This window comes from Streptomyces sp. NPDC079020, assembly GCF_044542225.1.
In the GTDB taxonomy this organism is placed as follows: domain Bacteria; phylum Actinomycetota; class Actinomycetes; order Streptomycetales; family Streptomycetaceae; genus Streptomyces.
Genome location: NZ_JBITUB010000001.1, coordinates 820,945 through 843,544, shown reverse-complemented (window position 1 = coordinate 843,544; position 22,600 = coordinate 820,945). Strand labels below are relative to the sequence as shown.

General features: G+C 71.2%; 15 protein-coding genes. All 15 read left to right on the top strand.

Going from position 1 to position 22,600, the window contains the following annotated elements:
• Positions 1-29: 29 nt before the first annotated feature.
• The 15 genes from ACIGJO_RS03795 (at position 30) to ACIGJO_RS03725 (ending at position 22,592) form a co-directional block, all read left to right on the top strand.
• On the top strand, positions 30-1,049 hold the full coding sequence (locus ACIGJO_RS03795; RefSeq protein ID WP_037698738.1) for a rod shape-determining protein: 1,020 nt from the start codon (positions 30-32) through the stop codon (positions 1,047-1,049).
• Positions 1,050-1,147: 98 nt separating this feature from the next.
• On the top strand, positions 1,148-2,272 hold the full coding sequence (mreC, locus tag ACIGJO_RS03790) for a rod shape-determining protein MreC (protein WP_399951501.1): 1,125 nt from the start codon (positions 1,148-1,150) through the stop codon (positions 2,270-2,272).
• A gap of 5 nt (positions 2,273-2,277) precedes the next feature.
• The gene (mreD, locus tag ACIGJO_RS03785; RefSeq protein ID WP_399951498.1) at positions 2,278-2,940 is read left to right on the top strand and encodes a rod shape-determining protein MreD; all 663 of its coding nucleotides are present in this window, start codon (positions 2,278-2,280) and stop codon (positions 2,938-2,940) included.
• A 61-nt stretch (positions 2,941-3,001) separates the two neighbouring features.
• Positions 3,002-5,176, top strand: coding sequence for a penicillin-binding protein 2 (gene mrdA, locus ACIGJO_RS03780; RefSeq protein WP_399951495.1), 2,175 nt, complete (start codon positions 3,002-3,004; stop codon positions 5,174-5,176).
• Positions 5,176-6,369, top strand: a complete 1,194-nt coding sequence (rodA, locus tag ACIGJO_RS03775) for a rod shape-determining protein RodA (protein WP_399951492.1) — start codon at positions 5,176-5,178, stop codon at positions 6,367-6,369. The genes mrdA and rodA overlap by 1 nt, the downstream gene beginning before the upstream one ends.
• A 61-nt stretch (positions 6,370-6,430) precedes the next feature.
• Positions 6,431-7,981: a CHAD domain-containing protein gene (locus ACIGJO_RS03770; protein WP_399951489.1), complete on the top strand. Its 1,551-nt coding sequence runs from the start codon at positions 6,431-6,433 to the stop codon at positions 7,979-7,981.
• 52 nt (positions 7,982-8,033) lie between these two features.
• The gene (locus ACIGJO_RS03765) at positions 8,034-9,959 is read left to right on the top strand and encodes a TIGR03960 family B12-binding radical SAM protein (protein ID WP_399951486.1); all 1,926 of its coding nucleotides are present in this window, start codon (positions 8,034-8,036) and stop codon (positions 9,957-9,959) included.
• A 68-nt stretch (positions 9,960-10,027) separates the two neighbouring features.
• Positions 10,028-10,600: a GNAT family N-acetyltransferase gene (locus ACIGJO_RS03760; RefSeq protein WP_399951483.1), complete on the top strand. Its 573-nt coding sequence runs from the start codon at positions 10,028-10,030 to the stop codon at positions 10,598-10,600.
• A gap of 62 nt (positions 10,601-10,662) precedes the next feature.
• On the top strand, positions 10,663-11,829 hold the full coding sequence (locus ACIGJO_RS03755; protein WP_399951481.1) for a hypothetical protein: 1,167 nt from the start codon (positions 10,663-10,665) through the stop codon (positions 11,827-11,829).
• A gap of 123 nt (positions 11,830-11,952) precedes the next feature.
• Complete coding sequence (locus ACIGJO_RS03750; RefSeq protein ID WP_399951478.1) at positions 11,953-12,735, top strand: TIGR03936 family radical SAM-associated protein; 783 nt, start codon at positions 11,953-11,955, stop codon at positions 12,733-12,735.
• A 227-nt stretch (positions 12,736-12,962) separates the two neighbouring features.
• Entirely contained in the window at positions 12,963-17,216 is a 4,254-nt protein-coding gene (locus tag ACIGJO_RS03745; protein WP_399951475.1) for an Rne/Rng family ribonuclease, read from the top strand.
• Positions 17,217-17,546: 330 nt separating this feature from the next.
• Positions 17,547-18,665 (top strand): DegT/DnrJ/EryC1/StrS family aminotransferase, encoded by a 1,119-nt coding sequence (locus ACIGJO_RS03740; RefSeq protein ID WP_399951472.1) that lies wholly within the window; start codon positions 17,547-17,549, stop codon positions 18,663-18,665.
• Positions 18,662-19,687, top strand: coding sequence for a Gfo/Idh/MocA family protein (locus ACIGJO_RS03735; RefSeq protein WP_399951470.1), 1,026 nt, complete (start codon positions 18,662-18,664; stop codon positions 19,685-19,687). Before ACIGJO_RS03740 ends, ACIGJO_RS03735 begins: the two co-directional genes overlap by 4 nt.
• Complete coding sequence (locus ACIGJO_RS03730; RefSeq protein WP_399951467.1) at positions 19,684-21,312, top strand: glycosyltransferase family 2 protein; 1,629 nt, start codon at positions 19,684-19,686, stop codon at positions 21,310-21,312. The genes ACIGJO_RS03735 and ACIGJO_RS03730 overlap by 4 nt, the downstream gene beginning before the upstream one ends.
• Positions 21,309-22,592: a nucleotide sugar dehydrogenase gene (locus ACIGJO_RS03725; RefSeq protein ID WP_399951465.1), complete on the top strand. Its 1,284-nt coding sequence runs from the start codon at positions 21,309-21,311 to the stop codon at positions 22,590-22,592. The genes ACIGJO_RS03730 and ACIGJO_RS03725 overlap by 4 nt, the downstream gene beginning before the upstream one ends.
• Positions 22,593-22,600: the final 8 nt, after the last annotated feature.

Genomic DNA, 22,600 nt, shown 5'->3' with positions numbered 1-22,600 from the left:
GCATCCTCATGGGGAACAAGGGGAACTCAATGTCGTTCATCGGCCGTGACATGGCTATCGACCTCGGGACTGCCAACACGCTGGTGTACGTCAGGGGGCGCGGCATCGTTCTGAACGAGCCGTCCGTCGTGGCCATCAACACCAACACCGGCGGAATTCTCGCGGTCGGCTCCGAGGCCAAGAAGATGATCGGCCGTACGCCGGGCAACATCGTTGCCGTACGGCCTCTGAAGGACGGCGTGATCGCCGACTTCGAGATCACGGAGCGAATGCTCCGCTACTTCATCCTCAAGATCCACAAGCGCCGCTATCTGGCCCGCCCGCGGGTCGTCGTATGTGTGCCCTCCGGTATCACCGGGGTCGAGCGACGCGCCGTCATCGAGGCATCGACGCAGGCCGGCGCGCGCCAGGTGCACATCATCGAGGAGCCCATGGCAGCGGCCATCGGCTCCGGTCTGCCGGTCCACGAGGCCACCGGGAACATGGTCGTCGACATCGGTGGCGGCACCACCGAGGTCGCCGTGATCTCGCTCGGCGGAATCGTCACTGCCCAGTCGATCCGGGTCGCCGGTGACGAGCTGGACAACGCGATCATCCAGCACATCAAGAAGGAGTACTCGCTCCTCCTCGGTGAGCGGACCGCCGAACAGATCAAGATCACGATCGGTTCCGCGTACGACATGGACAAGGACGAGCACACCGAGATCCGCGGCCGCGACCTGGTCTCGGGGCTGCCCAAGACCGTCGTGGTCTCGGCCGCCGAGGTCCGCAAGGCCATCGAGGAGCCGGTCAACGCGATCGTCGACGCCGTGAAGACGACGCTCGACAAGTGCCCGCCGGAGCTCTCCGGCGATGTCATGGACCGCGGCATCGTCCTCACCGGCGGCGGCGCGCTCCTGCGCGGGCTCGACGAGCGGCTGCGCCGCGAGACGGGCATGCCGATCCACATCGCCGAGGACCCGCTGGACTCGGTGGCGCTCGGATCGGGCAAGTGCGTCGAGGAGTTCGAGGCGCTCCAGCAGGTGCTGGACGCCCAGCCCCGACGGTAGAAACTCCACGATCCGACGTGCGGACGCTGCCGCTCCGTACGTCGGATCGTTGATATACAGGCACGAACATTCCGACGAGGAAGGCACGGCCGCCGCACGTGAGGGACACACGAGAGAGCCGGCTGCTCCTGGTGCTGCTGATCGCCATCGCTTTCGCTTTGATCACGGTGGATATCCGCGGCGGCGAGGAGTCACCGGTGGACGGCGCCCGGCAGGCCGCCGCAGCGGTCTTCGGACCGGTCGAGAACGGCGTGGCGGCAGCGGTCGACCCGGTGGGCAACGCCATCGGCGCCGTACGGGACTCCGGCGACCGGCACGACCGGATCGCGGCGCTGGAGCGGGAGAACGCCGCGCTGAAGGCGAGGCTCGGCAGCGACGACCGCAACAACAGCCGGGTCCGCCAATTCGACGCCATGATGAAGAACGCGGGCGCCGGCCAGTACGGCATCAAGGGCGCCGAGGTCATCGCCATAGGAGCGGCCCAGGGCTTCTCCTGGACGATCACCATCGACGCCGGGAGCAACGACGGCGTCAAGCGCGACATGACGGTGCTCAACGGCCAGGGACTGGTCGGCCGCGTCACCACCGTCGGCCCGGACACCGCGACCGTACTGCTGGCCAACGACCCCGACTTCACCGTCGGCACCCGGTTGGAGAAGACCGACGAGCTCGGCTTCGCCACCGGCCAGGGCTCGCGGCCGCTGTCGGTCCAGTTCCTCAACGGCAAGGCCAAGGTGAAGAAGGGCGACCGGCTGGTCACCTTCGGCTCCAGCAAGGACAAGCCCTTCGTGCCCGGCGTCCCGGTCGGCGAGGTCGTCCGGGTCGACCCGTCCGGCGGCGATCTGACCCGGACGGTCTATGTGAAGCCGTACGTCGGGTTCACCAAGCTCGACATCGTCGGGATCGTCGTCCAGGCACCGCGCGAGGACCCCCGCGACATGGTGCTGCCGAAGAAACCCGAAAAGCCGAAGCCCACCCCCACGGTGACCGTCACCCTCCAGCCGAACGGTGATCTCGTCGACGGCGGCGGAAAGGTCGTCGGCAACATCCACGAGAAGCCCGGCGCGAAACCCACGGGGAACGCCACGGGCGAGCCGGCCGCGAACACCGGGAACAGCACGCGGAATCCCGCCGCGAATTCCACCGGCAACGCCGACAACGCGGCGGATTCCGGCAACGCGGCCGATTCCGGCAATGCGGCAAACGACCAGGAGCAGGGCTGATTCCCATGCGCTTCAACCGGACTCTGCTCTCCGTCACCCTGGTCGTGGTCGCCCTCGTCATCCAGGTCTCCGTACTCGCGCGCCTCCAGCTCCCCGGCGCCGTCCCCGACCTGCTGCTGCTCACCGTCCTCGGACTCGCCTTCGTGTACGGGCACGTCAGCGGCGCGCTCATCGGCTTCGGCGCGGGACTCCTCGCCGACCTGGCACCGCCCGCCGACCACGCCGCGGGGCGCTACGCCCTGGTGCTGTGCGTCATCGGCTACCTCGCGGGACTGGCCCGGCCCACGAACGGGCAGCTCAAGTCGGCGCTCGCCCCGATGGCCGTCGTGGTCGCCGCGGCCATCGGCTCGACACTGCTGTACGCGGGTGTCGGCGCCCTGGTCGGCGACACGGCCGCCCGCCATGTGGGGCTGGGCAGCCTGCTGTTCACCGCCGCGGTCTACGACCTGCTGCTGGCACCGTTCACCGTGCCGCTGATCATGGCCCTCGCCAGACGTACCGAGAACGACCCGATCACCGAGTCCTCCGGCGGCGGCGACGTCGCCGCGGGGTGGCTCACCTCGGGCACCGGGCTGCGGATCGGCAGCCAGCGCGGCGGACTGCGCGTCAAGGCCGCCCGCAGCCGTGCCGCACGCGCAGGAAGGATCAAGGGGGTCAAGCGACTGTGACGCCGTACTTCCCGGGGCGGGAGCCCCGTACCGCCGGCCGGACCACCGCCGGGGGTGACCGGTGAGCAACATCCCCGAGACCGGCCGGACCCAGCGGGTCCAGATCCGGCTCATCGTCATTCAGGTCCTCGTCTTCTCCCTGCTGTTCACCCTCGGCGGCCGTCTCTGGTACCTCCAGATCCGCAACGGCCAGGAATACACCGACGAAGCGAAGAACAACCACGTCCAGCAGGTCGTCCAGCCCGCGGTCCGCGGCTCCATCCTCGACGCCCGCGGCGTACCGCTCGCCGACAACGAGACCCGCCTCGTCGTCTCCGCCAGCCGCACCGAGCTGATGAAGATGGAGGACAAGGGCAACAGCGTCCTCACCCGGCTCGCCGAGGTGCTGGACATGAAGCCCAAGGACGTCCTCGACAAGGTCCGGCTCTGCGACGCGAAGACCCCGCAGCCCTGCTGGAACGGCTCGCCCTACCAGCCGATCCCCGTCACGGACGAGGCCACCACCCAGCAGGCCCTCCAGATCCGCGAACGGGCCGAGGACTTCCCCGGCATCACCGCCGAGCCCACCGCCGTACGCCGCTACGCCGCACCCGGCAAGGCCAACACCGCGCAGGTCCTCGGCTACCTCTCCCCGGTCACCGACGACGAGATCACCAAGGCGCAGGACACCGAATCGCCGTACCTGCGCTCCGACCAGGTCGGCCGCTCCGGGCTGGAGCGCACCTACGACAAGGCGCTGCGCGGCAAGGCGGGCGTCACCCGCTACGAGGTCGACAACCTCGGCCGCGTCATCGGCCAGGCGGAGAACGACAAGGCGGAGCCCGGCGCGAGCGTCGTCACCTCGATCGACGCCCGGGTCCAGGCGGTCGCCGAGTACGAGCTGAACCAGGCCATGGAGACGGCCCGCAAGGAGCTCGACCGCAACACCGGGGTGAACTACAAGGCGGACTCCGGAGCCGTCGTCGTCATGGAGGCCAAGACCGGCCGCATCGTGTCGATGGCCTCCCTGCCGAACTACGACCCGAACTCCTGGGTCGGCGGCATCTCCGGCAAGGACTACACCAAGCTCACCAGCAAGAAGTCCAACTTCCCGCTGCTGAACCGGGCCATCCAGGGGCAGGCGGCCCCCGGCTCGATCTTCAAGGTGATCTCCTCCACCGCCGCCGTCAACGCGGGATACGACTTCGACGGCAACTACCCCTGCCCCAGCTCGTACTCCATCGGCGGCCAGACCTTCAAGAACTTCGAGTCCCAGGGCTACGGCAGCATCTCCCTCGGCCGCGCCCTGGAGGTCTCCTGCGACACCGTCTACTACGGTCTCGCGCACAAGGAGTGGCAGAAGGACGGCGGCACCCTGCCGAAGAAGAACGCCAACGACTGGTTCTACCGGACGGCCCACGAGTTCGGCCTCGGCAAGGAGACCGGCATCGACCTCCCCAACGAGGTCAGCGGCCGCGTCCCCGACCGCAAGTGGAAGCAGGACTTCTTCAAGGCGAACAAGGACGCCTGGTGCAAGCAGGGCAAGAAGGGCGGTACGTACGTCGAGCAGATCGCGTACGAGAACTGCCTCGAAGGCAACAAGATGCGCGCCGGTGACTCCGTCAACTACTCCATCGGCCAGGGCGACACCCTCGTCACCCCGATCCAGATGGCGACCATCTACGCCGCCATCTCCAACGGCGGCACCCTGTACGACCCGACCGTCGGCAAGGCGATCGTCAGCGGCGACGGCAGGACCGTGCAGAAGATCAAGCCCACGTCGCACGGCAAGCTCCCCTTCACCGGAGACACGCGCGACAAAATAGACGAAGCCCTCGCGGGTGTCGCGACCCGGGGCTCGGCCGCCTGGCGCTTCGGCGGCTGGCCCCAGGACAAGATCCCGATGCACGCCAAGACCGGCACCGCCGAGGTCTACGGCAAGCAGACGACCTCCTGGTTCGCCACGTACACCAAGGACTACTCGATCGTCATGACGATCTCCCAGGGCGGCACCGGCTCCGGTGCCTCCGGGCCCGCCGTGCGCAACATCTACAACGCCCTCTACGGCCTCGACACCACGGGCAAGCAGGACCTGAAGAAGGCACTGCTGCCCAAGCCCCAGAAGGCGCTGCCGAAGATCCAGCCCGACGGCTCGATCGAGGCCCCGAGGATCAAGCCGTACGACCCGAACTCGCAGAAGCCTCCCCTCGAAGAGGGACAGCAGGCACTCGCCGGAGCACCGGGAAGGCGGGACTGATGGCCGGCGGCTTCTCCGTCTCCCGGTACGCCCCCGAACCCGGTTCCTGGGCCAAGCTCACCGCCCGGGACTCCGTCGTACGCCGGCTCGACTGGCCGCTGCTCGGCTCGGCGCTCGCGCTCTCCTTCATCGGCTCGCTGCTCGTCTGGTCCGCCACCCGCAACCGCGACACCCTCACCCATGGCGACCCGTACTACTTCCTCTTCCGGCACGCCCTGAACACCGGCATCGGCTTCGCCCTGATGATCGGCACGATCTGGCTCGGCCACCGCACCCTGCGCGGGGCGGTCCCGATCCTGTACGGCCTCTCGGTGCTCCTGGTCATGGCCGTGCTCACCCCGCTGGGCGCCACGGTCAACGGCGCCCACGCGTGGATCATCGTCGGCGGCGGCTTCTCCCTCCAGCCCTCCGAGTTCACCAAGATCACCATCATCCTGGGCATGGCGATGCTGCTCGCCGCGCGGGTCGACGCGGGCGACCAGCTGCACCCGGACCACCGGACGGTCGCCAAGTCCCTCGGCCTGGCCGCCATCCCGATGGCCGTCGTCATGCTGATGCCGGACCTCGGCTCGGTGATGGTCATGGCCGTCATCGTGCTCGGTGTGCTGCTGGCCTCCGGAGCCTCCAACCGCTGGGTCTTCGGACTGCTCGGAGCGGGCACCGCGGGCGCCGTCTCCATCTGGCAGCTCGGGCTGCTCGACGACTACCAGATCGCCCGCTTCGCGGCCTTCGCCAACCCGGCGCTGGACCCGGCGGGCGTCGGCTACAACACCAACCAGGCCCGCATCGCGATCGGCTCCGGAGGCCTCACCGGCACCGGGCTGTTCGAGGGCACCCAGACCACCGGCCAGTTCGTCCCCGAGCAGCAGACCGACTTCGTCTTCACCGTCGCCGGTGAGGAACTGGGCTTCCTCGGCGCCGGACTGATCCTCGTCCTGCTCGGCGTCGTCCTGTGGCGCGCCTGCCGGATCGCCCGCGAGACCACCGAGCTGTACGGCACGATCGTCGCCGCGGGCATCATCGCCTGGTTCGCCTTCCAGGCCTTCGAGAACATCGGGATGACCCTCGGCATCATGCCGGTGGCGGGTCTGCCGCTGCCGTTCGTGTCCTACGGAGGATCCTCGATGTTCGCCGTCTGGGTGGCGATCGGGCTGTTGCAGTCGATCAGGGTGCAGCGGCCGATAACGGCCTGAGCCGTGCGGACACCACGCTCCACCCCTCCCTGATCGCGGACAACGCGACTAGATTCGGTACATGGCGGACTCGAAGCGTGAGATCGAGCGGAAGTACGAAGCGACTCCCGGAACCCGGCTGCCCGACCTGACCCGCGCGGCCGGGGTCCGCGAAGTCGCCCACCGCGGCGTCCATGAGCTCGACGCCGTCTACTACGACACCGAGGACCTCCGGCTCGCCGCCGCCTCCCTCACCCTGCGGCGCAGGACCGGCGGCGACGACGAGGGCTGGCACCTGAAGTTCCCCGTCGCCTCCGGCATCCGTGACGAGATCCGTGCCCCGCTCGACGGCACCCTGCCCGCCGAGCTCGCCGCACTGCTCCGCTCCCGGGTCCGGCACACCCCGCTCGCCCCCGTCGTACGGCTGCGCTCCGCCCGCGACGTCCACCATCTGCTCGCCGCCGACGGCACCCTCCTCGCCGAACTCAGCATCGACCGGGTCCGCGCCGAACGGCTCACCGAGGACGGCGGCGGTGCCACCGCGGAGTGGACCGAGCTGGAGGTGGAACTGGCCGACGACGGCGACCCCGCCTTCCTGGACGTGGTCGAACGCAGGCTGCGCAAGGCCGGGGTACGCCCCTCGGCGTCCGCCTCCAAACTGGCCAGGGCCCTCGCCGAGACCGCCCCGGCGATGATGAGCCGCGGGAGCGGGACCGAGGACGAGCGGGGCGGCGGCCCCGAGGCACGGGCCACCGCGGGCGACCACGTCCTCGCCTATGTGCGCGAACAGATCGAGGCCATCATCACCCTCGACCCCGCCGTACGGCGCGACCTGCCCGACTCCCTGCACCGGATGCGCGTCGCCACCCGGCGGCTGCGCAGCGCCTTCAAGACGTACCGCAAGGTGCTCGACCGCACGGTCACCGACCCGGTGGGCGAGGAGCTGAGGTGGCTCGCCGCCGAGCTCGGCATCGACCGCGACCGGGAAGTCCTCGAAGAACGGCTGCGCACCGCGCTCGCCGAACTGCCCCGCACCCTGCGTCTGGGCCCCGTCCGCGCCCGGCTGCGGATCTGGTCGGCGGCCCGCCGCGCCGGCTCCCGCCGCCGCACCGTCGCCCTGCTCGACGGGCAGCGCTACCTCACCCTCCTGGACTCCCTGGACGCGCTCCTCGCGGACCCGCCACTGCTGCCCGGCGCGGCCCGCGAGCCCGCGAAGGCCCTGCCCCGCGCGGTGCTGAAGACCCACGACCGCCTCGCCGCCCGCATCGGCCACGCCCTCGCGCTCCCGCCCGGCCACGAACGCGACCTGGCGCTGCACGGGGCCCGCAAGGCGGCCAAACGCGCCCGGTACGCGGGCGAGGCGGCCAGGCCCGCGCTGGGCAGGCCCGCCAAGCGGTTCGCCCGCAGGACCAAGGCCGTACAGACCCTCCTCGGCGACCACCAGGACAGCGTCGTCGCCCGCGAGGCGCTGCGCGACCTCGCGGTCCAGGCACACGCGGCGGGGGAGTCCGCCTTCACCTGGGGACTGCTGTACGGCAGGGAGGAGGCGCGGGCGGCGGCCGGCGAGAGAGAGCTGCCGGAGGTCTGGCGGAAGGCGTCCGGGCCGGAACTGCGGGCGGATCTGAAGGGCTGAGCCGCGGGGTACGCTGGATGGTCACCCCTGCCAGCTCACGAAGGTTCGCGAGATGTCTGCCGAGTCGGTCTTCCCACAGCTCGAAGCTCTGCTCCCGCATGTGCAGAAGCCCATCCAGTACGTCGGCGGTGAGCTGAACTCCACCGTCAAGGAATGGGACAGCTGCGACGTCCGCTGGGCCCTCATGTACCCCGACGCCTACGAGGTCGGACTGCCCAACCAGGGCGTCATGATCCTTTACGAGGTACTCAACGAGCGCGAGGGCGTCCTCGCCGAGCGCACCTACAGCGTCTGGCCCGACCTCGAAGCGCTGATGCGCGAGCACCGGGTCCCGCAGTTCACCGTGGACAGCCACCGTCCCGTCGGCGCCTTCGACGTCTTCGGGCTCAGCTTCTCCACCGAGCTCGGCTACACCAACATGCTCACCGCCCTCGACCTCGCGGGCATTCCGCTGGAGGCCGCGGACCGTACGGTCGACGACCCGATCGTGCTCGCGGGCGGCCACGCCGCGTTCAACCCCGAGCCGATCGCGGAGTTCATCGACTGCGCGGTCATCGGCGACGGCGAGCAGGCGGTCCTGGAGATCACCGAGATCGTCCGGGCCTGGAAGGCCGAGGGCCGTCCCGGCGGCCGTGACGAGGTGCTGTACCGGCTCTCCAGGACCGGCGGCGTCTACGTCCCGCGCTTCTACGACGTCGAGTACCTCCCCGACGGCCGCATCGGCCGCGTCGTGCCCAACCGGTCCGGCGTGCCGTGGCGCGTGTCCAAGCACACCGTCATGGACCTCGACGAGTGGCCCTACCCGAAGCAGCCGCTGGTCCCGCTCGCGGAGACCGTCCACGAGCGGATGTCCGTCGAGATCTTCCGCGGCTGCACCCGCGGCTGCCGTTTCTGCCAGGCCGGCATGATCACGCGCCCCGTGCGGGAGCGAAGCATCACCGGCATCGGCGAGATGGTCGAGAAGGGCCTCAAGGCCACCGGCTTCGAAGAGGTCGGCCTGCTGTCGCTCTCCTCCGCGGACCACACCGAGATCGGCGAGATCGCCAAGGGCCTCGCCGACCGGTACACCGAGGACAAGATCGGCCTCTCGCTGCCCTCCACCCGCGTCGACGCGTTCAACGTGGACCTGGCCAACGAGCTGACCCGCAACGGCCGCCGCTCCGGGCTCACCTTCGCCCCCGAGGGCGGCTCCGAGCGCATGCGCAAGGTCATCAACAAGATGGTCTCGGAGGAGGACCTGATCCGTACGGTCTCCACCGCGTACGGCAACGGCTGGCGCCAGGTGAAGCTGTACTTCATGTGCGGCCTGCCCACCGAGACCGACGAGGACGTCCTCCAGATCGGTGACATGGCGGTCAAGGTGATCGCCAAGGGCCGCGAGGTCTCCGGCCAGAACGACATCCGCTGCACCGTCTCCATCGGCGGCTTCGTGCCCAAGCCGCACACCCCCTTCCAGTGGGCCCCGCAGCTCAGCGCCGAGGAGACCGACGCCCGGCTGACGAAGCTCCGCGACAAGATCCGCGGTGACAAGAAGTACGGCCGCTCGATCGGCTTCCGCTACCACGACGGCAAGCCCGGCATCGTCGAGGGCCTGCTCTCGCGCGGTGACCGCCGGGTGGGCTCCGTCATCCGCGCCGTCTACGAGGCCGGCGGCCGCTTCGACGGCTGGCGCGAGCACTTCAGCTACGACCTCTGGATGGCCAGCGCCGAGAAGACGCTGCCCGGGTTCGGCGTGGACGTCGACTGGTACACCACCCGGGAGCGCACGTACGAGGAGGTCCTGCCCTGGGACCACCTCGACTCCGGCCTGGACAAGGACTGGCTCTGGGAGGACTGGCAGGACTCGCTCGACGAGACCGAGGTCGAGGACTGCCGCTGGACCCCGTGCTTCGACTGCGGCGTCTGCCCGCAGATGGACACCAGCATCCAGATCGGCCCGACGGGCAAGAAGTTGCTCCCACTCACCGTGAAGAAGTAGCCGTGACCAGCGGTGATGCCGGCCGTCCGGGGGCTCCCGCCCGGCAGGCGCGCGAGAGGATGCCCGCCATGACCGGGCTGGGACCCGACGCCTGGCCGCCCGCCCCGATCAGGACGGAGAGGCTCGTGCTCCGCGAGTCCGAGGCCCGCGACCGTGCGGCGTTCATCGAACTCTTCGCCTCGCCGGAGGTGGGTACCCACATCGGTGGTCACCGGCCGCGCGGCGAACTGGAACGCGCGGTGCCCGAGGTGCCCGGCCGGCGCCCCGGCCTCTTCGTGATCGAGCTCGACGGAGCGATGATCGGCATGACCACGCTCGACCGGCGCGGCACGGAGCGTCCGGGCCACGTCCGCCCGGGCGCCCGGGAGGCCGAGCTCGGCTATATGTTCCTGCCGCGGGCGTGGGGTCGCGGGTACGCCGCCGAGGCGTGCGCGGCTGCCCTGGAGTGGTTCGCCGCCGCGCTTCCCGGTGAGCCGGTCGTGCTCTGCACCCGGACCGCCAACACCCGCGCGATGCGCCTCGCGGCGAAGCTGGGGTTCGCCGAGGTGGAGCGGTTCGAGGAGTACGGCGCCGAGCAGTGGTTCGGTGTGCGGTCGCCGGTGACACCGTCCGGCCGGTCCGCCCCCGATGCCGCCGGGTGACAGCTCGGTGACGATGGCCCCGTCCGGGAAACTCCGGGCCGGGCCATCGCGTCATTCACCGCATGGAACACGGCAAGCACCAGGCACCGCGGTCGTACGAGCCCGGTGAGGGCTGCCTGACCACTCTGATCAGGATTCCGGTCCGGATCGTGGTCCTGGTGATCGTGCTGCCCGTGCGCATGGTCTGGGACGCGCTCGCGGTCACCTGGCGTGCCGCCGAACGGGTACTGCTGCGCCCGCTGGCCCGGCTGTTCGACACGCTCGTGGCGGTCCCGTCGGGCTGGCTGTACCGCACCGTCCTCACCCCGCTCGGCCACGGGATGCTGTGGCTGGCCACCGCACTGCTCATCCGGCCCTGGATCGGCCTGTGGCGGTACGTGGTGGTGCCGGTGGTGCGGTACGGACTGGTCGTACCGCTGGTGTGGCTGTACGGGACGGTCCTCACCCCGGTCGGCCACGGGACGCGGTGGCTGTACCGCACGCTGCTGGTCCCGGCCGGGCGCGGCATCGGCACCGCGCTGGGCCGGCTGCTGACCGCGCTGTTCGTATGGCCGGTGGTCGGCCTGTGGCGGTACGTGGTGGTGCCGGTGGTGCGGTACGGACTGGTCGTACCGCTGGCGTGGCTGTACGGGACGGTCCTCACTCCGGTCGGACACGGCGTCTCCTGGCTGCTCGTCATGGTGGGACGCGGCATCGCGGCCGCCGCGCGGGGCCTGGCGGCAGCGCTCGTACGGCTGGTCCTGACGCTGCTGGTCGCCCCCGTCTCCTGGCTGTACCGGCGGGTGCTCGCCCCGCTCGGCCGGGAGATCGGCGCCGCGGTCGAGGTCGCCTGGCGGGTCGCCGGATTTCTCTCCCGGGCCATCGGCCGGGCGATCGCCCGGCTGGCGTGGCATCTGGTCGGCGCCCCGGTCACCTGGGTCCACCGCTCGGTGTTCACCCCGGTCGGACATGTGGTGCGCGACGTGGTCTGGGCCCCCGCCAGAAGGGCCGCGGCGGAGGCCGGGCGGGCCGCCCGCGACGCCCTGCGCGCGGCCCGCGAGAGCGTGCGGCAGGCCCGCCGGGACGCCTGGCGGGCCCTGGTCGGCGGAGGACCGGACCCCCGGGCCGGGGAACGGAGCACGGTTGCTGCGCGTACGCTGGGTAGTGCGCAACAGACAGCGACTGTCCCCAGCGCGGCGCAGGCACCCGAGATCTCCCCGCTTGGAGCAGAAACCCTCAAGCGGGGGTGAGCCGGGGCGGGCGCCCCGGGGCCACCCGTATTTCGTGGGCGGCGCTCCACCGAGCCCGCCCCGCACCGAGGAGAAGAACCACTGGGCAAGCGACAGCCCGAAGGCCCGCCGCCCGCACCGGCAGTGCAGCGCATCCGCCTGCGCTACACCAAGCGCGGCCGCCTCCGGTTCACCAGCCACCGCGACTTCCAGCGGGCCTTCGAGCGGGCACTGCGCCGCTCCGAGGTGCCGATGGCGTACTCGGCCGGCTTCACCCCGCACCCCAAGGTGTCGTACGCCAATGCCGCCCCCACCGGCACGGGCAGCGAGGCCGAATTCCTGGAGATCGCCCTCACCGAGGCGCGTGACCCCGAAGTGCTGCGCGCACTGCTCGACGAGTCGCTGCCGGACGGTCTCGACATCACCGACGCGGTGGAGGCCCGCACATCGGGCCTCGCCGACAGACTGACCGCGTCGGTCTGGGAGATGCGCCTCGACGGAGTGACGCCCGAGGACGCCCGCAGGGCCGTTTCCGCCTTCAATGACGCCCCGACCGTCGAGGTCCAGCGCCGCGCGAAGAACGGGATGCGGACCTTCGACGCCCGTGCGGCCGTCGCCGACCTGCAGGCTCTTGATCCACAGCCTGATAGGCCCGGGGACAGGCCCTGTGCGATACTGCGGCTGGTTGTTCGGCACGTGACACCTGCCGTGCGACCCGACGACGTCCTGTCCGGTCTCCGAGCTGTGGCCGACCTCGCGCCGCCGGTTGCCGCAGCGGTGACCAGGCTGGCGCAGGGGCTCTTCGACGAGGAGTCCGGCACGGTGACCGACCCGCTCGCGCCTGACCGCGAGGCAGCCCCGACCGCTCAACCAGCGGTCGCCCAGGCAGCCGTCGCGACGGCGCCGGAAGGTACAGGATCCGCGTAAGGCGGTCGTTGTAGCGCAGCCCTTGGACTCGGGAGCCACCTGGGTCGGGCCGCGCACTGACCAGAAGACTTTCGCCAGGCCGTGCGTACAACGCGTACGGAACCGGCGAGCCAGACATCAGCTCCCGTGCGGCGCCCGCGCCCCGGACGGCGGTACCGCGTATCAGCGGACCGTGCCGGACCGGAATCAGGCGCGGCGCCCGGGAGCGTGACGGGAGAACCGCCCGCATGAGTGAGCCGAACGAACCCGGTACGACCGGGAACACCGAAGACAACACCCCCGGGGACAAGCTGCCGCCGCGCCGCAGGCGCCGCGCTGCCTCCCGCCCGGCGGGCCCGCCCACCGCGGGCGCGCCGGACACGGGAACCGAGGACAGCACGCCGGCCGTCGAGGCCGAGCTCTCCGTGAACGCGGACACCGCACCGGACGAGACCGAGACCCCCGCACCGCGCGCCCGTCGCCGTGCCACGCGTAAGGCGACGGCTCCGGCCGGTGCGCCGCAGTCCGCGGAAGCCGCTGTGGTGGCCGAGACCGTGATTGCCGAGGTGCCGGTCGCCGAGGTGGTCGAGGCTCCCGCGCCGCGTGCCCGTCGCCGTGCCACGCGCAAGGCGACGGCTCCGGCCGGTGCGCCGCAGAGCGCCGAGGCCGTGGAGAGCGCCGAGGCCGTGGAGCCCGCAGTGGCCCCCGAGGCCGCCGAGGAGCCGTCGGCTCCCCGCGCCCGCCGCCGTGCCACGCGCAAGGCGACGGCTCCGGCCGGTGCGCCGCAGTCCGCGGAAGCCGCTGTGGTGGCCGAGACCGTGGTCGCCGAGGTGCCGGTCGCCGAGGTGGTCGAGGAGGCCGAGGCTCCCGCGCCGCGTGCCCGTCGCCGTGCCACGCGTAAGGCGACGGCTCCGGCCGGTGCGCCGCAGAGCGCCGAGGCCGTGGAGAGCGCCGCGGAGATCGTGGAGCCCGTGGCCGCGCCGGTCGCCGAGGTGGTCGAGGAGGCCGAGGCCCCTGCGCCGCGTGCCCGCCGCCGTGCGACCCGTAAGGCCACCGCCCCCGCCGGTGCCCCGCAGCCCACCGAGGCCACCGCCGAGGAGCTGGCCGCCGAGGCCGGCGAAAGCCTCCCCGAGGCCGTCGCCGAGGAGCTGGCCGCCGAGACCGCCGAGGTCGAGGAAGCCGCGCCGCGCGGCCGTCAGCGCCGTCGCGCCACCGCCGCCGCGGGCCGGCCGGAGTTCACCGGCAAGACCGAGGAGCCCACCCGCAAGGGCCGCCGTGCCGCGCGCCCCGCCGTGGCCGTCTTCCAGGCGCCGGTCTTCGCCGAGCCGATGTTCCAGACCCCCGAGACCGCGGCCGCCGCCGCTGCCGCCGCCGGTCCGGTCACCCCGTACGACGAGATCGACGAGGCCGAGGAGGAGCTGACCGCCGAGGCCGGGACCGCCCAGCCGGCCGCGCCCGCCGAGGCCGAGGCCGCCGAGGCAGCCGAGGCCGCGCCGCAGGGCGGCTCGCGCCGCCGTCGCCGCCGTCGCGGTGAGGCCGCCGAGCCCGAGCAGACCGCCGCTCCCGCCGCCCCGGTGGAGGAGCCCGTCGAGCAGCCCGCGCACGAGCAGGACGAGCCCGAGACCGGTGCGGACGCCGAGCACGAGGGCGAGGGCGACGACACCGACGAGTACGGGGACCGGCCCTCGCGCCGTCGTCGTCGTGGTGGCCGCCGCCGTCGCCGCGGTGAGACCAACGACGTGGACGACGCCGAGCAGCACACCGACGAGGCACCCGCCGACCGCTCCGACCGCTCCGAGCGTTCCGCCGAGGACGAGCACCAGGGGCAGGACGCCGACGAGGCGGAGGACGAGGAGGACAACGACTCCTCGGCCGCCGGTTCGAGCAGCAGCCGTCGCCGCCGTCGCCGCCGTCGTCGCAGCGGTGACGCCTCCGCCGAGGCCGACAACGGCCAGGACGACCCGGAGCGTACGGTCGTCAAGGTCCGCGAGCCCCGCAAGAAGGAGGAGCGCGAGCCCGGCACCGGCTTCGACGAGGTCCAGTCCATCAAGGGCTCGACCCGTATGGAGGCGAAGAAGCAGCGCCGCCGTGAAGGCCGTGAGCAGGGCCGCCGCCGCGTCCCGATCATCACCGAGGCGGAGTTCCTGGCCCGCCGCGAGGCCGTCGAGCGGGTGATGGTCGTCCGCCAGAGCGGCGAGCGCACCCAGATCGGCGTCCTTGAGGACAACGTGCTCGTCGAGCACTACGTCAACAAGGAGCAGGCCACCAGCTACGTCGGCAACGTCTACCTGGGCAAGGTGCAGAACGTTCTGCCGTCCATGGAGGCCGCCTTCGTCGACATCGGCAAGGGCCGCAACGCCGTCCTGTACGCCGGTGAGGTCAACTTCGAGGCACTCGGCATGGCCCATGGGCCGCGCCGCATCGAGACGGCTCTCAAGTCCGGCCAGTCGGTCCTCGTCCAGGTGACGAAGGACCCGATCGGTCACAAGGGCGCCCGCCTGACCAGCCAGGTCTCGCTGCCCGGCCGCTACCTGGTGTACGTGCCCGAGGGCTCGATGACCGGGATCAGCCGCAAGCTGCCCGACACCGAGCGGTCCCGGCTGAAGACCATCCTCAAGAAGATCGTCCCCGAGGACGCGGGCGTCATCGTGCGCACCGCCGCCGAGGGCGCGAGCGAGGACGAGCTGCGCCGTGATGTCGAGCGGCTCCAGCAGCAGTGGGAGGAGATCCAGAAGAAGTCGAAGAACAGCGGCAGCTCCAACGCGCCGACGCTGCTCTACGGCGAGCCGGACATGACCGTCCGGGTCGTCCGCGACATCTTCAACGAGGACTTCTCGAAGGTCATCGTGAGTGGCGACGACGCGTGGGAGACCATCCACGGCTATGTCTCGCACGTCGCGCCGGACCTGACGGAGCGTCTGTCGCGCTGGACCTCCGAGGTCGACGTCTTCGCGACGTACCGGATCGACGAGCAGCTGATGAAGGCGCTGGACCGCAAGGTCTACCTGCCCAGCGGCGGCTCGCTGGTGATCGACAAGACCGAGGCCATGGTCGTCGTCGACGTCAACACCGGAAAGTTCACCGGTCAGGGCGGCAACCTTGAGGAGACCGTCACCAAGAACAACCTGGAGGCGGCCGAGGAGATCGTGCGTCAGCTGCGGCTGCGCGACCTCGGCGGCATCGTCGTCGTCGACTTCATCGACATGGTGCTGGAGTCCAACCGGGATCTGGTGCTGCGGCGGCTGCTGGAGTGCCTGGGCCGGGACCGTACGAAGCACCAGGTCGCCGAGGTCACCTCGCTGGGCCTGGTCCAGATGACCCGCAAGCGGGTGGGCCAGGGTCTGCTGGAGTCCTTCTCCGAGACCTGTGTCCACTGCAACGGGCGCGGTGTGATCGTGCACATGGAGCAGCCGACGTCCGCCGGTGGCGGCGGCGGTGGCAAGCGTTCCAAGAAGCGCGGCCGCGGCGGCGCGGGCCAGGAACACGAGCACGAGCACGGCCAGGACGCCGAGCACCACGAGCACGGCAGCGAGCACGCGGACGAGACCGAGGCCGAGCTGGCCGCGGAGGTCGCCGCCCCGGTGGCGCTGCCCGAGCCGGAGTTCGTCGCGGACGAGGAGCTGTACAGCAGCCCGGCCGAGGCGGAGGCCGCCGCCACGCGTGGCCGCGGCCGTCGCCGCGCGACCCGCAAGGTGTCGGCCCCGGCCGGCGCGCCGAAGGCCGCCGCTCCGGCGCCGGCCGCGGAGACGGCCGCGGTCGCGGAGGCCGCTCCGGCGGCCGCGAGCGCCCCGGTGGCCGAGGCGCAGGCCGAGCCCGAGCCGGTCGTCGAGACCCCGGTGGCCGCCGCGGCCCCCGAGGCCGAGGGGGCACCGCAGGGCCGGACGCGTCGCCGGGCGACCCGGAAGGCGTCCGCCCCGGCGGGTTCGCCGAAGCAGGCCGAGGCGGCGGAGCCGGTCCGGCCGGCCGAGCCCACCGCGGAGCCCGCCGCCGAGGCCCCGGTCGTCGAGGCGCCCGCGTCCGAGGTCACCGAGGCCCCGGCCGCCCCGCCGCGTGCCCGGCGCCGGGTGACCCGTAAGGTCACCGCCCCGGCGGGCTCGCCCGCGGGTGCCGAGGAGCAGGCGGTCGTGGTCGTGACCAGTGCCCCCGAGTCCGGGGCACCGGCCGAGGGCGAGCGGTCCGAGTCCCCGGCCACCGAGTCCCCGGCCACCGAGCCCCCGGCCACCGAGCCCCCGGCCACCGACGCCCCGGACACCGGGGCCCCGGCCGCGGAAGCCCCGGCGAAGAAGACGGCACGCAAGACCGCCAAGAAGGCGCCGGCCAAGAAGGCCACCGCCACGAAGACGGCTGCGAAGACCGCCGCGAAGAAGACGGCGGCCAAGAAGACCACCGCGAAGAAGACGACGGCGAAGAAGGCCACGAAGAAGACGGTTGCCGCAGAGCAGTCGTCGCCTTCCGTGACCGCTTCGGCGCCGTCCGCGGAGGGCGCGGAGTCCGGCAGTTGATGATTCCGTAACCGGCAGTTCATCTCACGTGTCCCGCCCCGAAGTCTTCGGGGCGGGACACGTGCTTTGTTTCAGAACTGATGCAAGCAGGGGTTAACGGGCCCGAAATCGCCTGAGAAATCCCTGATAATGTGACGGCGGTTGCTGGCCTGTAGCGGTTCTGAACGGAAACTACAATCGGTGACCGGCCCGGTGGCGGACAGACCGGACCCAGAATCCTCGGCAGGGCGTCGGCATTGTGCCGGTGGGGTTAGGCGCGGCCTCGTGAGACGTCCCGCACCCCAGACCTCTGCCTGTTAAGAGCTCTTGCGGTGTTCAAGGAGGACGTCCATGACGAGCATCAACGAGCAGCCGATTCCTGCTGCCCGCCCGGTCATCGGGGAAGACGAGATCGAGGCCGCGGTACGTGTGCTGCGCAGCGGCCGCGTGGTGCAGGGGCCCGAGGTCGCGGCCTTCGAGGAAGGCTTCGCGGACCTGGTCGACGGCCGGCACTGTGTCGCCGTCAACTCGGGCACCTCGGCACTTCATCTGCTGCTGCTCGCCCTGGGCATCGGTCCGGGCGACGAAGTGATCGTCCCTTCCTTCTCCTTCGCCGCGTCCGCGAACGCGGTCCGCCTGGTCGGCGCCGACGTCGTCTTCGCCGACATCGAGCCGGGCAGCTTCGGTCTCGACCCGGCCGCGGTCGAGGCCGCGATCACCCCGCGCACCGCCGCGATCATGCCCGTGCACCTCTACGGTCACCCGGCGGCGATGGACAGGCTCATGCCCATCGCGGACAAGCACAAGCTCGCCGTGGTCGAGGACGCCTGCCAGGCACACGCCGCGGCGCTGAACGGGACCCCCGTCGGCGCGTTCGGCGCGGGCGGCACCTTCAGCTTCTACCCCACCAAGAACATGCACTCGCTCGAGGGCGGCATGGTCACCACGGCCGACGCGGAGACCGCCCGCACCCTGCGCCTCCTGCGCAACCAGGGCATGGAGCAGCGGTACGCCAACGAGATCGTCGGCGCCAACATGCGTATGACGGACGTGGCCGCCGCCGTCGGCCGGGTGCAGCTGACCAAGCTGGACGCCTGGACCGAGCAGCGCCGTGCCAACGCGGCGTACCTCGACGCGCACATCACCGCGCCGTGCGTCGTGACGCCGCCGGTCGCCGAGGGCGCCCGTCACGTCTACCACCAGTACACGGTCCGGGTGCGGGGTGACCGGGACGCCGCGATGGCGAAGCTCACCGAGGCGGGCGTCGGCAACGCGGTCTACTACCCGACGCCGATCCACCGGCTCAAGCCGTACTGGGAGCCGGACCAGAAGGCCGGCCGCAACTGGGATCTGCCGGAGACCGAGCGGGCCGCCGCCGAGGTCGTCTCGCTGCCGGTGCACCCCTCGCTCACCGAGGGCGACCTGGCGCGCATCGCCGCCGCCGTGAACGCGCTGGGGGAGAACCTGTGAGCGCCGTACTGAAGGCCGGCCTCATCGGGCTCGGCTCCATGGGCCGCCACCACGCCCGGGTGCTCGCCGGCCTGGAGGGTGTGGAACTGGTCGGCGTCGTCGACCCGATGGGCGACAAGAACGGCTGGGCGCAGGGCGCCCCCGTCCTGTCGACCGTCGAGGAGCTCATCGCCCTGGGCATCGACTACGCCGTCGTGGCCTGCCCCACCGGACTGCACGAGGAAGTCGGCCTGCAGCTCGCCGACGCCGGTGTCTGCGCGCTGATCGAGAAGCCGCTCGCGGACACCGTGGAGGGCGCCCGCCGGCTCGTCGAGGCCTTCGAGGCGCGCGGCCTGGTGGCCGGTGTCGGCCACATCGAACGCTGCAACCCGGCCCTGCGCTCGCTGCGCAGCCGTCTGGAGGCCGGCGAACTCGGTGATGTGTACCAGGTCGTGACGCGGCGCCAGGGCCCCTTCCCGCACCGGATCGCCGACGTCGGCGTCGTCAAGGACCTCGCGACCCACGACATCGACCTGACGGGCTGGGTGACCGGCCAGACGTACAACTCGATCGCGGCCCACACCGTGTCGAAGTCCGGCCGCCCGCACGAGGACATGGTCTCCGCCGTGGGCCAGCTCTCGGACGGCACGATGGTCAACCACCTGGTCAACTGGCTGAGCCCGCTCAAGGAGCGGTTCACCTCGGTCACGGGTGAGCGCGGCTGCTTCATCGCCGACACCCTCACCGCCGACCTCACGTTCCACTCGAACGCGTCGGTGACCACCGAGTGGGAGGCGCTGCGCGCGTTCCGCGGGGTCTCCGAGGGCGACATGATCCGTTACGCCATCCCGAAGCGCGAGCCGCTGCTCGTCGAGCACGAGCTGTTCCGGGACGCCGTGCAGGGGAAGTCGTCCGACATCTGCACCCTGCGCCAGGGGCTCCGTACCGTCGAGGTGGCCGCCGCCGTGCTCGAATCGGCGTCGACCGGACTCGCGGTGCCGCTGAAGGACCTGGACGCGCCGTTCGAGGGTGTGGCCAGTTGACCGAACCGGCTGTCACCGTCGTCGTAGCCGTTTACAACACGATGCCGTATCTCACCGAGTGCCTGAATTCGCTCGTGGGACAGAGCATCGGACGGGAACGGCTCGAAGTGATCGCGGTGGACGACGGGTCCACCGACGACAGCGGTAATGAACTGGACCGTTTCGCGGCGCTTTATCCGGATACGGTCAAGGTTATTCACCAGGAGAATTCCGGCGGGCCGGCCGCTCCCAGTAATCGGGCCCTGGACATCGCCACCGGGCGTTATGTCTACTTCATCGGTTCCGACGACTACCTCGGTGAAGAGGCGCTGGAACGGATGGTGGCCTGCGCCGACCAGCACGATTCCGATGTGGTCGTCGGCAAGATGGTCGGGACGAACGGTCGCTATGTCCATCAGAAGCTGTATACCGGGAACAATCCGGATATCAGCCTCTACACATCGGCCCTTCCGTTCACGCTCGCCAACACCAAGCTCTTCCGCCGCGAACTGGTGGAGAAGCACGGCCTGCGGTTCCCGGAGGACCTGCCGGTCGGCAGCGACCAGCCGTTCACGATCGAGGCGTGCGTCCGGGCCCGCAGGATCTCGGTGCTCTCCGACTACACGTACTACTACGCGGTCAAGCGCGGTGACGCGAGCAACATCACCTACCGGGCCGATCATCTGGCCCGGCTCCGGTGCACCGCGAAGATCATGAAGCACACGGCCGGTCTCATCGAGCCGGGCCCGCAGCGCGACGCCGTGTTCAAGCGGCACTTCGACTGGGAGCTGTCCAAGCTCCTGCAGAAGGACTTCCCCGCCCTCGACACCGGCACCAAGCGCCTGGTGTGCGAGGGCTTGGCCGCCTTGTTGGACGAGTACTACACCGACGGCCTGCGCGACGGTACGGGGGTGACGCGACGGGTGCGCTTCGGCCTCGCCCGGCGCGGCGCCGTCGAGGAGCTCAGCCGCGCCATCGCGGACGAGACCGAGCACGGGGCCCCGCCGTTCCTCCTGGAGGGCGGGCGGGCCTTCGCCGCCTACCCCGGCTTCCGGGACGACGCGGTCGGTCTGGAGGACCGCTTCTACGAGGTGCTCGGCGAGGCGGTACCGGGCAGGCTCGCCAAGAGCACGGAGCTGGAGTCGGCCGCGTGGGAGCAGGACGGGGCGGAGCTGTCCCTCGCCCTGAGGCTGCGGCTCGGGATCATCGGTGACACCTCCTCGGCCGTGGTCGCCCTGGCGCAGGGCGCGATGCCCAAGAGCGCGGACAAGCCGGGAGCGCTGAGGATGTCCAAGGACGCCCGGCGCCCCGAGGCCGTCGGAGAGTTCGTCAGGGAGCCCGCGGGCGGGGGCCGCGGCACCCTGCTGAGCGCCCGCATCCCGATCCAGCCCGTCAAGGCCAAGCGGGGCGTGCGGGTCTACGCCGACGTGGCGGGCTCGACGTACGAGATCCCCGTGCGCACCGACGGACTGCCGATGCCCCTGGCGCGGCGGTGGGGGCGGACCGTCCCCTATCGCGTCGCCGCGAATCCGAACACCAAGGGCCGGCTCGTGATCACGACGGCCCCGCTGTGGGAGACCAAGACCGGGATGCTGGCGCGGCTGCGCCGCAAGCTGTCCGGCCGGAAGAGGAAGCAAACCCGATGAACATCTGTGTAGTCGCGCTCGGCAAGATCGGACTTCCGCTCGCCGTGCAGTTCGCAGCCAAGGGCCACACGGTCATCGGCGCGGACGTCAACGCGAAGGTCGTCGAGCTGGTCAACGCGGCCACCGAGCCGTTCCCCGGTGAGCACGACCTGGACGTCAAGCTCAAGGAGACGGTGGGTGCCGGTCTGCTCTCCGCGACGACGGACACCACGGCCGCGGTCGCCGCGTCCGACGCCGTCGTGGTCGTCGTCCCGCTCTTCGTGGACGCCGAGGGAACCCCGGACTTCGGCTGGATGGACGCCGCCACCAAGGCGATCGCCGCAGGGCTGAAGCCGGGCACCCTGGTCAGTTACGAGACCACGCTGCCGGTCGGCACCACCCGTACCCGCTGGGCGCCGATGCTCGCCGAGGGCTCCGGTCTCACCCCGGGCGAGGACTTCCACCTGGTCTTCTCCCCGGAGCGGGTGCTGACCGGCCGGGTCTTCGCCGACCTGCGCCGCTACCCCAAGCTCGTCGGCGGTATCGACGAGGCGTCCGCCCGGCACGGTGTCGAGTTCTACGAGGCCGTGCTCGACTTCGACGAGCGCGAGGACCTGCCGCGGCCCAACGGCGTGTGGGACCTCGGCACGGCGGAGGCCTCCGAGCTCGCCAAGCTGGCCGAGACCACCTACCGCGACGTCAACATCGGTCTGGCCAACCAGTTCGCCCGGTTCGCCGACCGCAGCGGCATCGACGTCAAGAAGGTCATCGAGGCCTGCAACAGCCAGCCCTACAGCCACATCCACCAGCCCGGCATCGCCGTCGGCGGCCACTGCATCCCGATCTACCCGCGGATGTACCTGTGGAACGACCCGGAGGCGACCGTCGTGCGCTCGGCCCGTGAGGCCAACGCCGCGATGCCCGAGTACTCCGTGGACCTGCTGGCCGCCGCCTACGGCGACCTGGACGGCGTCGGCGTGCTGGTGCTGGGCGCCGCCTACCGCGGCGGGGTCAAGGAGACCGCGTTCTCCGGTGTCTTCGGAGTCGTCGAGGCCCTGAAGGCGCGCGGCGCGGTGCCGTTCGTCTCGGACCCGATGTACACCCCCCAGGAGCTGACCGCGCACGGTCTCGTCCCGCACGAGGGCCAGACCGTCACCGCGGCCGTCCTCCAGGCCGACCACGCCGAGTACCGGGAGCTGGCCGCCGCCGATCTGCCGGACGTCCGCGTCCTGGTCGACGGGCGGCGGACGACGGACCCGGCTCGCTGGGAAGGTGTTCGCCGCGTTGTTATCGGAGGTTGATCTAATAT